Source organism: Prosthecomicrobium pneumaticum (genome assembly GCF_014199915.1).
GTDB classification, from domain to species: Bacteria; Pseudomonadota; Alphaproteobacteria; order Rhizobiales; family Kaistiaceae; genus Prosthecomicrobium; species Prosthecomicrobium pneumaticum.
The window spans coordinates 343,710-357,751 of record NZ_JACHOO010000004.1; the positions used below are offsets into that span (position 1 = coordinate 343,710).

Genomic DNA, 14,042 nt, shown 5'->3' on the forward strand with positions numbered 1-14,042 from the left:
CCCTCTCCCGCGGGGCGGGAGAGGGGCTCGTCGCGCTTGCGGGAGAGGCGATCTGAGCTGCCGGTCGGGATTCCCTCTCCCGCTCGCGGGAGAGGGCTTCCGGCCTTGGCGTCGCAGGGAGCGCGAGCGACCGAGACGGTTAGGCCGGAAGGGTGAGGGTGGGTTCTTCTTCATCGGCGAAGGAAGAGAAGACCCTCACCCAACCTCTCCCGCGTGGCGGGAGAGGGGCTCGTCGCGCTTGCGGGAGAGGCGATCTGCCGGTCGGGATTCCCTCTCCGCCCGCGGGAGAGGGGCTCGCCGCTCTAAAACCCGGCCGCCGTCACCCACTCCACGCCGCCTCCCTCTCCCGCAGCGGGCGAGGGGGTGGAGAGGTCGCGGTGCGGCGCCGGCGCGTCGAGGGCGCGGGCGGCGGCGATCAGGTCGCGCGTATAGGCGGCGCGCGGAGCCTCGAACACGTCCGCCGCGGCGCCGCTCTCGACCGCCTTGCCGTCCTTCATCACCATCACCCGCGTGCAGAGTTCGGCGACGACGGCGAGATCGTGGCTGATGAAGACGAGCGCGAGGCCGCGCTCGGCGCGCAGCCGGCGCAACAGGCCGAGCACCTGCGCCTGCACCGTGACGTCGAGCGCCGAGACGATCTCGTCGCAGATCAGCACCTCGGGCGAAAGGGCGAGGGCCCGGGCGATGCAGACGCGCTGGCGCTGGCCGCCGGAAAGCTCGCGCGGCAACCGGCCGAGATGGGTGCGGGCGAGGCCGACCTCGTCGAGCAGGGCGAGCACGGCGGCGCGCCGCCCGGCGCGCGGCCGGCCCGAGATCGCGAAGGGCTCGCCGATCGCGTCCTCGACGGTGAGACGCGGATTGAGGGCGCCATAGCTGTCCTGGAAGATGTATTGCAGGCGGGCGCGGGCGGCGCGGCCGAGGCGCATCGGATCGGCGAGGACCGCCCCGCCGAGCCGGACGCTGCCGCGCTCGATGCGGGCGAGGCCGACGATCGCCTTGGCGAGCGTGCTCTTGCCGCTGCCGCTCTCGCCGACGACGCCGAGCGCGCCGCCGGCCTCGAGCGCGAAATCGATGCCGTCGAGCGCGCGGACCGGCCGTCCGAGCAGGCCGGCGCCGCGATAGCGGACGGCGAGATCCGAGACGGCGAGGATTTCCGGCGCCGCGGCCGAAGGAGCGGCGGTGGCGCGCAGCGCCGGCCGGGCGGCGAGCAGGGTGCGGGTGTGCGCCTCGCGCGGGGCGGCGAGCACGCGGGCCGCCGGGCCGGCCTCGACCATCGCGCCGGCGCGCATCACCACGACGTCCTGCGCATAGGCGCCGACGACGCCGAGATCGTGGGTGATGAGGAGGATCGCCATGCCGCGGGCGGCCTGCAGCCGGGCCAGAAGATCGAGGATCTGCGCCTGGACGGTGACGTCGAGCGCGGTGGTCGGCTCGTCGGCGATGAGCAGCGAAGGGTTCCCGGCGAGCGCCATGGCGATCGCGACGCGCTGCTGCTGGCCGCCGGACAGTTCGTGCGGGTGGCGGCGGGCGATGCCCGGCACGCCGTCGAGCCCGACCTCGGCGAGGAGGGCGGCCACCCGGCCGGCGGCCTCCCGCCGGCCGAGGCCGCGCGGCAGCGCCTCGGCGATCTGCTCGCCGGCGCTCATCAGCGGATCGAGCGCGGCGGCGGGATCCTGCAGGATTGTGGCGATCGCGCGGCCGCGCAGCGCCCGCCGCTCGGCCTCGGAGAGCGTCAGCAATTCGCGGCCGCCGAAGCGGGCCGAGCCGGCGGTCTCGACCGTCGTGCCGACCGGCACGAGGCCGATCAGCGCCATCGCCGTCATCGACTTGCCGGAGCCGGATTCGCCGACGAGGGCGAGGGTGCGGCCGGGCAGAATGTCGAAGGAGACGCCGGCGACCGCTTCCACCGTGCCGGTGCGGGCGCGGATGGTGACGCGAAGGTCGCGGACCGCGAGGAGCGGCGCGGCCGCCGCCTCGCGGGGGGAGGGGCCGGACGCCGGGGCCGGGGTGCCGGCGCGGCGGGTGTCGGGGCGTTGGGTGTCGGGGCGTTGGGTCATGCGCTCCTCAGCCTCGGATCGATGATCTTTCGGATCACGTCGGTGACGAGATTGGCGATGATGACGGCGAAGCCGAGCCAGATGATCACCGCCTGGACGACGGCATAGTCGCGGCCCTTGATCGCCTGCAGGGTGAGCGTGCCGAGGCCCGGCAGGCCGAACACCACCTCCATGGTGATCGCGCCGGTGAAGGCGCCGGCGAGCAGGAGGCCGATCAGCGCGACCGCCGCGGTGAGGGCGTTGGGCAGGATGTGGCGCAGCACGATGCGGGCGCGCGACAGGCCCTTCGCCCGGGCGGCGCGGACATATTCCGTCCGCTCGATGTCCTTCATGTCCTCGTAGAGGATCTTGGCGAGCGTGCCGGCGGTGTCGAGCGCGAGGATCAGGATCGGCACGACGAGATTGCCGATCGCCGGGATCAGGCCGAGCCAGACGGCGAGCACGAGGACGCAGAGGATGCCGATCGAGAAGGTCGGCACGGTGATCGACCAGATCGTCGTCGCCTCGACGAGGGCGACGAGGAGGCGGCGCGGCCACAGCATGGCGAGGGTCGGCAGGAGGACGCCGAGCAGGGTGCCGATGAGGAGGGCCGAAAGGCCGAGCGTCAGCGTCGTCGGGATGACCGCGGCGAGGAGGTCGGCGATCGGCTTCGCGAAGCGCGCCGAGGTGCCGAGATCGCCCGAGGCGATCATCGTCAGCCATTCGCCGAACTGGGTGATCCAGGGCTTGTCGAGGCCGAGCTCGGCGCGCATCGCGGTCTGCTGCGAATAGGTGAGCGAGCCCTCGATGCCGCGGATGTCGACGACGTCGCCCGGGATCATCCGCAGCACGAAAAAGCTGAACACGACGATGCCGGCGGCGACGGCGAGCGAGCGGACGAGGTCGGCGGCGATGCCGAGGAGGAGGCGTCTGGTGTGGGCGTTCACGGCAGGTCCCTCGAGAGCGGCAGTTCGCTGCGGCGGCGCACGGCGTTGCCGACGATGGCGAGCGCGAAGGTGACGAGCGACAGGGCGAGGATCGGCGCGAGCACGGCGTGCGGCGCCTCCTCGAGATAGGGCGTCGCGCTCGCGATCATCCGGCCCCAGGTCGGGGTTTCCGGCGAGACGCCGAGGCCGAGGAAGCTCAGGACCGATTCCGAGACGATGCAGCGCGGCAGCACGATGGCGAACTGGGTGATCAGCGCGCCGGCGATGTTGGGCAGCACATGGACGAGGGCGATGCGCAGCCGTCCGGCGCCGAGCACGCGGGCCGCCGCCGTATAGGGCTGCGCCATCTGGTGCAGATAGGTCGCCCGGGTGATGAGGGCGAAATGCGGCGAGAAGGATATGCCGAGGGCGATGACGACGGTGGCGATGCCGGGCTCGAAGGCGACGACGCAGGCGAGCGCGAAGAGGATGCCCGGCAGTGCGCGGATGAGATCGACGAAGCCGAACAGCGCCCATTCCGCGGGCCGGCCCGCGGCGAGGGCCAGCAGTGCGGCGAGCGCGCCGATCGCGAGCGCGAGCAGCGCGGCACCGGCGCCGAAGGCGAGGCTGAGGCCGGTGCCGTAGAGGAGGCGGGAATAGACGTCCTGGCCCTGATCGTCGGTGCCGAGCAGATGGCCCTCGCCCGGCGGCTGGTTGAGATCGGCGGTGAAGGCGTAAGGGTCGTGGGTGGCGAGGAGCGGCGCGGCGAGCGCGACGAGGAGGGCGACGGCGACGATGGCGAAGGCCGCCGCCGTCAGGGGGCCGAGGCCCGGAAGGGCGATCCGCCGGCTGCGTCCGGTCGCGGTGGCGAGGGTCATTCCGGGCCCCTTTCCTCAGAGCGTGGCGGGGATCACTTCTCGATCCAGGCGAAGGCGATGCCGCCGTCGACCCGGTGCGCCGAGGCGTTGAAGCCGATCGTCAGGTCGTGCACCTTCGGGCTGATCGCATAGGCGTTCGGCTGCTGGCCGAGGCCGATCGTGTAATAGTGGTCCATCACACGCTGCCACGCCTTCAGATAGTCGGCGCGGCTCTCCTCGAGGCTCGGCGTCGAGATCGCCGCCTCGATGAGCGCGTCGAGCTCGGGATCCTGGATGCCGCCCCACAGGCCCGGATTGGGGCCGTCGCTCATCAGCCGCACATAGCGCAGGAAGATGTCGGCGCGGGCGCCCGAGCCGCCGGGGAAGATGTCCCAGTCATATTCCGACAGGGCGCGCTGATAGCCGAGATCGTCATATTGCCGGTTGTCGACGCCGAAGCCGAGCGCGCGCAGCGCCTGCCCGACCGGGCCGGCGGAGCGGCTGCCGACGGTCGAGACCAGGGTGAGCGTGTAGTCGGAGGGGGTGACGCCCTCTTCCTTCAGGATCGCTTTGGCGCGCTCGAGATCGGGGGCGTTGTGCTTGTCGTTCGCCGCCATGTCGGCGTCGTAGAAGTAATTGCCCTCGCCGACCGGCTGGTTGCCCGGCGCGCCATAGCGGCCGGCCTCGATCGCCATCAGTTCCTTGCGGTCGAGCGCATAGGCGACCGCCTCGCGGACGCGCACCTTGTCGAAGGGCGGCCGCGGCTTGCGGTTGTTGAAGGAGACGAACTCCCAGCTCGTGCCGCCCTGGAAGTCGATGGTGAAGCCGGCCTTTTCGAGCGTGGCGATCTTGTTGAGCGGAATGGCGGCGGCATCGTAGTCGCCGGCGCGCAGCGCGAGCGAGGCATCCGCCACCTCGCGGACGTCGAACTCGACCGCATCGACATGCGGCAGGCCCTTCATCCAGTAATCCTTGAAGCGCGTCCCCTTCAGCGAGAGCTGCGGCGTCCAGCTGTCGAAGGTGAAGGGGCCGGTGCCGATCGGATGGGTGATGACGTCGTCCCAGCCGGGCGATTCCGGGGCGAGGATCCAGCCTTCGGCGAGGAGGTTGAGGAGCGGGCCGAAGGGCGCCTTCAGCCGGATGACGAAGGTGTGCTCGTCCGGCGTCTCGAAGGCCTCGACCTGCGCCATGGCGGTGGTCAGCCAGCCGCCCTTCACCTTGTCGCGGATGCGCTCGAAGTTCTTCTTCACGTCCTCGGCCGTCATGACGCGGCCATTGTGGAATTTGACGCCCTCGCGCAGCTTGAAGGTGTAGACGCGGGCGTCCTCCGACACCGTCCAGCTCTCGGCGAGCAGGCCCTTCGGGCTGCCGTCCTTCGAGATCGAGGTGAGCGTCTCGGCAAACGGATGGGTGAGCGAGATCGTGCCGGTGTGACGGTGGAAATCCGTCGTGTCGAGCGTGCCCCAGAACAGGCGGAGCGTTCCGCCGTCGACCGGTTCGGCGGCGAGGGCCGCCGCGGGGGCTGCCGCGCCGATCATCAGCGCGGCGGCGAGGGAGACGAGGGTCTTGATCATGGGACCTCCAGGAGGTTCGGGTCGGGACCGGAGTCTGGTGGGGTGGGGGCTCGGATGGCGGCCCCGGGCGGGAGAGCCCGGGGCTCAGCTCTGCGGCAGCGCCAGCCCGTCCATGCCGCCGCGCGGCAGGCCGAGGAAGCGCAGGATGGTGGGGGCGATGTCGACGAGGCGGGTGGTGCCCGTCTCGACGGTGCCGGGGGCGAAGCCGCCGCCATTCCCGATCAGGAAGGGGTGGCGCTCGAAACGGCCGAGGCCGCCATGGCTGCCGGCGCCCTCCGCCTTGCCGGGCTTGTCGTCGCTGACGCAGAGCACGATGCGGCCGGGCACGCCGAAGGGGTTCGGCGCCTCGTCGCGGGCCATGGCGAAGGCGAGCGCGAGGCCGCCTTCCGGCGCCTGGCCGAGGGGGAGCAGGGCGCTGCCGCGGAAGACCTCCGCGATATAGGGCTGCGCGTCGAGGAAAGCGGCGATCGCCGCGATGCGGCCGGCGGCGCGCGGCGCGACATAGACGAAGCCCGAGCCGCCCTGCGGCGCGACGACGACATCGGTCGAATCGGCGCTCTCCTTGAGGCCGGCCTCGACGAGCCGGTCGGCGACCGCGACGCGGCCGATCACCGTCTCCTGGCCGTGATCGGAGCCGACGAGGAGGAGCACGTCCTCGCCCTCGGCACGCAGCGCCTCGACCGCCGCCTCGACGCGGGCGACGCAGCGATCGGCCGCGGCGATGCCGGCGAGATGGGTCGGCGAGCCGAGTTCGTCGGCGTGCATGGCGAGATCGGGATTGGCGAGCCAGAGCACGCCGAGCCGCGGCCGGCGGTGGAGCAGCACTTCGTCGGCGAACCAGGCGGCGAGCGCCTCGTCGCCCGTGCCGTCATGGGCGACGGCCGGCGCCTCGTCGGGGCCGAGCGGCCGGCCGCCGGGGCCATAGGAGCCGGCGCGGTGCACGACATGGCCGAAATGATCGGGATCCTGGAAATAGGCGGCGCCCGGCGAGACATTCGAGGCGATCACCGCGCCGCCATGGTCGGCGAGCCGCTCGGCGAGGGTCGGCACGGCGAGCGTCCGGCCCTTCGCCGCCCTGAGCGCCGCGACGAAGGCGGGATCGCCGACATCGTGCACGCGGTAACCATCGCCGCCGTCGGGCAGGCCCATCGTGTTGCCGTGCAGGCCGTGCCGCGCCGGCCAGCAGCCGGTGGCGATCGAGGCCGAGCTCGCCCGGGTGGCGGAGGGGAAGATCGCCCGGTGGGCGAGGAAACGGCGCGACCGGCCGGCGAGCGCATGGATCGCCGGGCAGGTTTCGGGGCGGAGGAAATCGTCGCGGTGGCCGTCGCAGATGACGAGCACGGCGCGCCGGCGGGCGGGATCGTGGCGCTCCATCAGGGGTCCACTCCGTTGAGGGCGAAGTCGAATATGTCGAAATTGGCGAGGCGGCCGTCGGCCGCGCGGGCGCGATAGGCCGGGCTGAGCGGCCGCGACAGGAGGAAGGGGACGCGCCGCTCGGCGAGGCCGCCATGCGAGCGCAGCCGCGCGCCGGCGAGCGCGGCGAGATCGTGATCGGCCGCCCGCGCGCCGAGCGCATGGCCGGGCGCGGCGATCACAGCGAGATCGCCCTCGGGCTCGGGCGGCAGGTCGAAGCGGGCGCAGGCCTCCTCGCGGCCGAGCACCAGGCCGACACCCTCGAGCCCGGCGACGAGGGTGCGCACCGCGTCGCGGTCGATCCCCGCCGCGAGATGGACGCGGACGAAGCCGCCGAGCGAGGCGTGGTGGCGCACGAAGGGATCGGTGATCGGGCAGATGACGCGCGCCGCGCCGGGGCCGAACCGCGCCGCGATCGCATCCTCGACGAAGACGACGCGCGGCCGGCCGGCCGCATCAGCCATGTCGTTCATGCCGTGATCGGCGACGATCGCCACCAGAGCCGTCTCCGCGAGCCGGCCGACGCGGCGGTCGACGGCGGCCATGAAGGCGATCGCCTCCGGCGCCCCGGGGGCATGGGCGTGCTGGACGAAATCCGACAGCGACAGATAGACGAGCTCGAGGCCGTGCCGCTCGACGAGGGCGATGCCGGCATCGAGCACGAAGAGCGAGAGGTCGGCGGAATAGCGGTCGGGGGCGGCGGTCCAGTCGCCGACCGGTCCGATCGCGGCGACCGCCGCCTCGGCCGTCTCGGCCGACAGCGCGATGCCGTCGAGGCCACGGGAGAGCGCGGCGAGCAGCTTGTCCTTCGCCGTGACGAGGCCGACGCGCACGCCGATTCCGGCGAGGCCGGCGAGGATGGTGTCGGCCCGCATCGTATGGCCGTCGACCACCATCACCTCGCGGCCGGTCGCCCGGTCGAGGTAATAGTTGCCCGAGACGCCGGTCACCGCCGGCGGCGCGCCGCAGACGATCGCGACATTGTTCGGATTGGTGAAGGTCGGCATCACGGCGTCGGCGCGGCCGTCGAAGCCGGTCCGTCGCAGGTGGTCGAGCGCGGGGGTCGCGCCCGCCGCGCCGGCGGCGGCGAGATAGGCGGGATCACAGCCGTCGAAACAGATCACCACCACGGGGCGGGCCGGCCGGGCATAGCGCCGTCCGTTCACGATGGCGGTCTCCGGCTGCGGGTCGAGCGCGAGCAAGGCAGTCCCCGTTCATGCGATTGTCACTGGATGCGGCTATCGTCTTCGGCCGCTCGAAGTATTCTTTTCTATATTTCTATTGTGTTCTGAATGTCGGCTGAAGAAAATTGACTTTTCTTCCGTCATCTGTGAGCTTACGGAACAGATGAGCGAAAGATTGCCCCCTCTCAAGGCGCTGGTCGCCTTCGAAAGCGTGGTTCGCCTCGGCAGTGTGACGGCGGCCGCGGAGGAACTCTTCGTGACGCACAGCGCGGTGAGCAAACAGATCGCGCTGCTCGAGGGGTGGATGGGGCAGCCGCTGTTCCGGTCGAACCGCAAGCGGATGCAGCCGACGGCGGAGGCGGCCGCGCTCGCCGAGGTCACCGAGCGGGCCTTCGGGCTGATCGCCGAGGCCTCCGCGGTGCTGCGCCGTGGCGAGGCGGCGGAGACGCTGCGGGTCATCGCGCCCTCGACCTTCGCGATGCGCTGGCTGATCCCGCGGGTGTGGAGTTTTTCGCGCGCCAGGGCGCCGATCGCGCTGCAGGTGCGGCCGACCGACAGTCTCGAGGACTGGCAGGAGATCCCGTTCGACGTCGCGATCCGCACCGATCCCCGCGCGCCGCGCCATCTCGAGGCGCGTCCCTTCCTCGCCGAGACGCTGGTGCTCGCCGCCGCGCCGCGCTTCCTCGCCGCGCGCCGGCTCGCCGCCCCGCGCGATCTCGCCGCAACGGGGGTGATCAGGGCGGCGACGCGGCCGGGCCAGCTCGAGGCGTGGTCGGCGGCGGCGGGTCTCGACCGGATACCGGACGGCCCGTCCTTCCCGCATTTCTATCTGGCGCTCGAAGCCGCGCTCGCCGGGGAGGGCCCGCTCGTCTCTCCCTTCGAGACGCTGTGCGACCTGTTCGCGAAGGGCGAGCTCGTCGCCCTGTGGCCCGACATCCGGGTCGCCGGGCCGACCCATGTCGCGCTGTTCGACGCCGCGGCGCCGCATGCCGGCGCGGCCGAGGCCTTCATCGACTGGCTGACCGCCACGGCGGGAGAGAGCCGGCCGGCGGCGAAGGCCGCCTGACAGGGCCGCCAGGGGGCGCTACGGCGCCGTCCCGATGGCGCCGTCCGGCGCCGCGCCGGCGAGGCGGATCGCCTGAACCCGGCCGCCGAGCACCGCCTCTGCCGCCTCGACGACGTGTTCGTGATGGGTGAAGAGGAGCACCTGGGTGTGCCGGCCGAGCTCGGCGAGGAGGGCGAGGCCGGCGCGGGTGCGCCGCTCGTCGAAGGAGACGAAGAGATCGTCGCCGACGAAGGGCAGCGGCGCGGCGCGGCCGGCATGATCCTCGATCGCCGCGACGCGGAGCGCCAGGAAGAGCTGGTCGGCGGTGCCCTCCGACAGGGCGTCGACGGCATGGTGCCGCCCATCGCGCAGCGCCGCGAGGCGGGGCGGATCCTGATCGTAATCGATGCCGATGCCCGACCAGGCGCCGCCGGTCAGCGTCGCGAAGGCGGCCGATACCCGCTCGATCAGCGGGCTCTGATGGCGGGCGCGGTAGAGATCGATGGCGCTCGACAGGAGGCGCGCGGCGGTGTGGTCGCGCACGAAGCGGGTGGCGGCATCGGTGATCTCGGCGAGCGCGTCCCGCTCGTCCTGCGCGGCGGCCGCGGCGCCCGCTGTTTCGTCGAGTGCTGCGAGCGCATGATCGGCCGCGATGTGCCGTTCGATCGCCGCGGCATGGGCGGCGGCGGCGCGCGCGACGTCACCCTCCGCCGCGAGACGCGCGGCGAGGAGCGCCGCCTCATCCCGCCCGGCGAGGTCCGCCCGCAGCGCCGCCTCGTCGAAGGCCGGAATGTGCAGCGCGAGGCGGGCGCGGGCCTCCGCGACGGCGCGGTCGTGCGCTTCCGCGGCGTCGAGCCGGGCGAGGAGGGGCGGCAGATCGGCGATCGCCGCGAGGCCGGCCTCGGCGACGAGCGGGGCGAGACCGGCGGCAGCGCGCGCCGCCGCCTCGTCGGCCGCCGCGCGTGCCCGGGTCCGCCGCGCCGCCGCCTCGACCGCCTGCTCGGCGCGGGCGCCGGCCCGCCGCGCCTCGTCGAGGCGGACCTTCAGCCGGCGGATGGCGGCGGCCGGATCGTCGGGCGGCGGCAGGTCGAGCAGGGCGGCGAGCGCCGCCACCTCCGCCGCGAAGCGGTCGCGGTCTTCCTCGATGCGGGCAATGCGGTGCTCGGCGGTGCGAAGGGCCTCGACGGCGGCGGGGGCCTCGCGCCACAGATCGAGCGCGGCGCGCGCCTCGTCGGCGGCCGCCTGCGGCCGGACTGCGACCTGCGGGAACACCTCGGCGCATTCCGCGCCGAGCGCCTGCGCGGCCGCATCGAGCTCCGCCTCGCGCCGGCGGAGCGCCGCCGCTTCCGCCGCGCCGCGGGCGAGATCGCGCGCGACCTCCGATGCCGCCCGGAAACGCGCATCGCGCCGCTCGACCGCCTCGCGCACATCCTTCATCGCGAGCGGGCCGTCGCCGGCCGGCACGAGGCCGAGCTGCGTGCGGAGCGTCTCGACGGCGGCCCGCTCGGCGCGGCAGAGATCGTCCGCCGCCTTCTGATCGGCGCGCTCGCGGCGCAGACGGCTCCGCTCCTCGAGGACGGTGCGGGCCTCGCGGAGCGCCGCCAGCAGGCGCTCCTCCGCGCCGGCCGCGATCCCGGCCGCCGCGATGCCGTGCACCTCCCGCCAGAGCGCCGCCCAGCCGGCTTCCGCGTCGGTGACGGCCGCACCGGCCTCCGCGACCTGGGCCTCGGCGGTCGCCCGCCGCGCCTCGGCCTCGGCGCGCGCCCGTTCGAGCTGCGCCAGCTCGGCGACGCGGTGGGCCTCGGTGAGCCGCTCGTCGGCGAGCCGGTCGGCGGCGGCGAGCGCCGCATCGAGCCGGGCCGCGGCGTCGATGTCGTCCGGCAGGGCGGCGCGGCCGCCCGTCGCGGGCGCGCGCAGGCCCTGCCACAGGGCGTCGCGCAGCGTTCGGGCGGCCTCGATCGCCGCGGGCGTCGGCACCGCTCCGGCCGCGGTCGCTGCGGCGATCCGGGCGGCGGCGAGGCGCAGCGCGTCCTCGCTCTCGGCGAGCGTGCGGACCGCCCTGTCGCGCGTCTCGCGCGCCGTGCGGCAGAGCGCGAGCGCCGCCTCGGCGGCGGCGACATCCGGCAGCGGCAGGACGGCGAGCGCATCGGCATCGGCGAGGCCCCAGCCGAGCCGACGCGTCCGCTCGGCGAGGTCCTGCTCCTCCGCCGCGGCGCGCGCCGTCTGACGGCGCAGCGCCCGGTCGCGCTCCTCGGCGCCGTCGAGCGCATCGAGCCGGCCGCGCATCTCGGAAGGGTCGGCGGCGTGGCCGAGCCGGACCCGCTCCTCCTCGAGCGCGGCCTGCGCCTCCGCGAGCGTCCGCCTCTCGGCGGCGAGCGCCTCGCGGCGCACGGCCTGTTCGCGCAGCCGGTCGATCAGGCCGGCGGCGCGCGACAGCAGGGCGGCGCCGGGCAGGGCCGCCCGGAGCGCGGCGACATCGGCGAGGCCGAGCCGGCCGGCGATGTGGGCGAGCGTGCCGCGCGCCGCGTCGGCCTCGGCCCGGCGGCGCGGCAGGGCTTCGATCTCGTTCGCCACCGCGGCGCGCGTCTCGTCCGCCCGGTCGATCGCCTCGGCGCGGGCGAGCACGGCGGCATCGACGGTGATGGCCGCGGTTTCCGCCTCGGCCCGCGCCGCCTCCTCCGCTGCCCGGGCGGCCGCCGCGGCCGCCGTCTCGTGCGCGCCGAGCGCGGCGCGGGCACGGGGCGCGAAGCCGGCGGAGAGGGCGGGCAGCCCGCCGAGCGCCGCCCTGCCGGCGGCATGGCGGTCGATCCGGCCGACATCCTCGAAGGCGAGCGCATGGGTCTCGGCGCGGCGGAGCGCCAGCCGCGCCTCCCGCTCGGCGGCTTCGGCTTCGCGCCGGGCCGCCGCCGCCGCGTCCCGCGCGTCGCGCGCGGCGCGGACCGTCTCGACGCGCAGTTCCCCGGCGCGGATTGCCGCGCGGGCGGCGTCGCGCCGGTCGAGCGCCCGGTAGAGCGCGTGCGAGGCGACCCGGCGTTTCGGATCGAAGATCTGGCCGGCGGAGTCGCGCAAGCGGTCGCGCAGCATGGCGATCGGCGCGAGCCCCGGCGCGGCGGCGACGAGGGCCTCGGCGAGATCGCCGCCGCCCGCGAGCAGCTTGCGCCCGCCTTCGCGCAGCCGCGCCTGATCGAGCCCGAAAATGTCGAGAAAGGCGCGCCGGTCGTGCGCGCCGAGAAAGGGCACGAGGCAATCCTCGGCGAGCGCGGCCTCGGAGAGCGGATCGACGAGCGCCGCGGCGCGCCGTTTCAGGCGGCGGAAGGCGAGCGTCTCGCCGCGCCGCCCGAGCAGCTCGGCCGAGACCCGCATCGCCTTGTAGTCGTGCAGGAAATTGAAGCGCGAGCGCTCCTCGAAGCCGTAGAGCGCGTCGGCGATGGCGGCGAGCGCGGTGGTCTTGCCGGCCTCGTTGCCGCCATGCACGACGGTGAGCACCGCCTCGCGATCGAAGGCGAGCGTGCGGTCGGTGAAATGGCCGTAGCGCTCGAGCGCCAGCGAGACGAACCTCATGGTGTCCGCCCGTCCGCACCGGCCGGCCCGGCGAGCGCGGCGCGCAGCAGCGCGAGCGCCGCCCCGATCGCCGCATCCGCGTCGCCCGCCTCCTGGCCGAGGCCGGTCGCGTCGAGCGCCTCCCGCGGCAGGCGGCCGGCGAGCGTTGCGAGCGTCTCGGCGAGCGCGGCCCGCAGAAGCGGGTCGGCGGCCGCCTCGGCGAGCGCGGCCTCGAAGCCCGGCACGGCGATCGCCCGCTCGGCGCCGCCCGGTGGCTCCGTCCGGTCGACGAGCTTCTCGATGAGGAGGTCCGCATCGCTCTCGAAGGCGAGCGCCTGCACCTCCTCCTGCGTCTGCTCGAGCCGCCCGGCGAGCGCGCCGTGCAGCGGTCCGGCGCCTTCGAGCGTGACGCGGAGCGCGAGCGGCCGGCCCTCGGCGGATCGGAACGCGGCGGCGATCGCGCCGCGCAGCCGGTCGTACAGCGCCGGGCGGCCGGCGAGGCCGGAGACGTCGACGCGGATATGGTCGAAGCGGGCGGCATCGAGGGTGAGCGCCTTCATCGCCACAACGCGGCCGGCCTCGACGGTGACGAGGGTCGCGCCCTTCGGCCCCGTCTCGCGGGCGTGGCGGCCCTGCAGATTGCCGGGGAAGAGGATCGGCGGGTCCTGCGCGACCAGCTCGCGGGCATGGACATGGCCGAGCGCCCAGTAGTCGTAGCCGCGGCGCCGCAGATCGTCGACCGTGCAGGGCGCGTAGGCGCCGTGGCCCTCGCGGCCGTCGAGCGAGGTGTGCAGCACGCCGATGTTGAACCAGCCGGGCACGGCCGGCGGATAGCCGAGCACGACGTTTTCCGGCACGTGCCGCTGGGCGAAGCTGCGGCCGTGCAGCGCGACGCCGAGCCCCTCGAGGCGGACGGTCTCGGCGGCGCGGACGCCGAAGAGACGATAGCCGGTCGTGGGCGGCAGCGCCTTGGTGATGACGTTCTCGGCATCGTGATTGCCGCGCACGGCGAAGACCGGAATGGCGGCACGGGCGAGCCGCGCCATCTGCCGGATCAGGAACTGGCCGGTGGCATAATCGCGCCAATCGCCGTCGAACACGTCGCCGGCGATCACGACGAAGGCGACGCGCTCCTCGATCGCCGCCTCGACGAGGTTTTCGAGCGCCCGGCGCGAGGCCCCGGCGAAACGGCCGCCCACCGCGCCGCGCCGGGCGAGCCCCTCGAGCGGGCTGTCGAGATGGAGATCCGCGGCGTGGAGAAAGCGGAATCCCGGCCCCCCGCTCATCCGCGCCCCCGCAGGGCGTGCGCGACCGCCCGGGCGAGGCGGTCGATCCCGGGCGTCGGGTCCGGAGACGGCGGGTGCACCCGGCAACGGCCGCGCCGGAGCGCGCCCGTCCGCAGGGCGCCGGGCCGATCGGCGCGGGACGCCGCGGAAACGGGCTGCCGAATAGCGGGGCGAAGAGGGC

Annotated in this window: 9 protein-coding genes; 1 reads left to right on the plus strand and 8 read right to left on the minus strand. The window is 74.3% G+C overall.

Annotation, left to right across the window (positions count from 1 at the left end):
* Positions 1-302: 302 nt before the first annotated feature.
* From GGQ63_RS11955 to phnA, 6 genes are all read right to left on the minus strand, one after another.
* Positions 303-2,057 carry a dipeptide ABC transporter ATP-binding protein gene (locus tag GGQ63_RS11955; protein WP_183856071.1) on the minus strand — a complete coding sequence of 585 codons (1,755 nt, stop codon included), beginning with the start codon at positions 2,055-2,057 and terminating at the stop codon, positions 303-305.
* Positions 2,054-2,983, minus strand: coding sequence for an ABC transporter permease subunit (locus tag GGQ63_RS22035; RefSeq protein WP_210308476.1), 930 nt, complete (start codon positions 2,981-2,983; stop codon positions 2,054-2,056). Before GGQ63_RS22035 ends, GGQ63_RS11955 begins: the two co-directional genes overlap by 4 nt.
* Positions 2,980-3,840: an ABC transporter permease gene (locus tag GGQ63_RS11965; protein ID WP_183856073.1), complete on the minus strand. Its 861-nt coding sequence runs from the start codon at positions 3,838-3,840 to the stop codon at positions 2,980-2,982. The genes GGQ63_RS22035 and GGQ63_RS11965 overlap by 4 nt, the downstream gene beginning before the upstream one ends.
* Positions 3,841-3,872: 32 nt before the next feature.
* The gene (locus GGQ63_RS11970; RefSeq protein ID WP_210308477.1) at positions 3,873-5,393 is read right to left on the minus strand and encodes an ABC transporter substrate-binding protein; all 1,521 of its coding nucleotides are present in this window, start codon (positions 5,391-5,393) and stop codon (positions 3,873-3,875) included.
* Between the two features lie 84 nt (positions 5,394-5,477).
* Positions 5,478-6,767 carry an alkaline phosphatase family protein gene (locus GGQ63_RS11975; protein ID WP_183856075.1) on the minus strand — a complete coding sequence of 430 codons (1,290 nt, stop codon included), beginning with the start codon at positions 6,765-6,767 and terminating at the stop codon, positions 5,478-5,480.
* The gene (phnA, locus tag GGQ63_RS11980; protein ID WP_183856078.1) at positions 6,767-8,008 is read right to left on the minus strand and encodes a phosphonoacetate hydrolase; all 1,242 of its coding nucleotides are present in this window, start codon (positions 8,006-8,008) and stop codon (positions 6,767-6,769) included. Before phnA ends, GGQ63_RS11975 begins: the two co-directional genes overlap by 1 nt.
* Before the next feature lie 145 nt (positions 8,009-8,153).
* Here phnA and GGQ63_RS11985 point away from each other — a divergent pair, with 145 nt between their 5' ends.
* A complete protein-coding gene (locus GGQ63_RS11985; protein ID WP_183856080.1) occupies positions 8,154-9,056 on the plus strand; it encodes a LysR substrate-binding domain-containing protein in 903 nt (300 codons plus the stop codon).
* Between the two features lie 18 nt (positions 9,057-9,074).
* Here GGQ63_RS11985 and GGQ63_RS11990 read toward each other — a convergent pair whose 3' ends face one another.
* On the minus strand, positions 9,075-12,596 hold the full coding sequence (locus GGQ63_RS11990; RefSeq protein ID WP_183856082.1) for an AAA family ATPase: 3,522 nt from the start codon (positions 12,594-12,596) through the stop codon (positions 9,075-9,077).
* Positions 12,593-13,861, minus strand: a complete 1,269-nt coding sequence (locus GGQ63_RS11995) for a metallophosphoesterase family protein (protein ID WP_183856084.1) — start codon at positions 13,859-13,861, stop codon at positions 12,593-12,595. The genes GGQ63_RS11990 and GGQ63_RS11995 overlap by 4 nt, the downstream gene beginning before the upstream one ends.
* Positions 13,862-14,042: the final 181 nt, after the last annotated feature.

Excerpts from the sequence above, each read along its gene's own strand:
- GGQ63_RS11955 (WP_183856071.1), bottom strand. The coding sequence starts at position 2,057 with ATGACCCAACGCCCCGACACCCAACGCCCCGACACCCGCCGCGCCGGC.
- GGQ63_RS11985 (WP_183856080.1), top strand. The coding sequence starts at position 8,154 with ATGAGCGAAAGATTGCCCCCTCTCAAGGCGCTGGTCGCCTTCGAAAGC.
- GGQ63_RS11995 (WP_183856084.1), bottom strand. The coding sequence starts at position 13,861 with ATGAGCGGGGGGCCGGGATTCCGCTTTCTCCACGCCGCGGATCTCCAT.
- GGQ63_RS11990 (WP_183856082.1), bottom strand. The coding sequence starts at position 12,596 with ATGAGGTTCGTCTCGCTGGCGCTCGAGCGCTACGGCCATTTCACCGAC.
- GGQ63_RS11965 (WP_183856073.1), bottom strand. The coding sequence starts at position 3,840 with ATGACCCTCGCCACCGCGACCGGACGCAGCCGGCGGATCGCCCTTCCG.
- GGQ63_RS11970 (WP_210308477.1), bottom strand. The coding sequence starts at position 5,393 with ATGATCAAGACCCTCGTCTCCCTCGCCGCCGCGCTGATGATCGGCGCG.
- GGQ63_RS11975 (WP_183856075.1), bottom strand. The coding sequence starts at position 6,767 with ATGGAGCGCCACGATCCCGCCCGCCGGCGCGCCGTGCTCGTCATCTGC.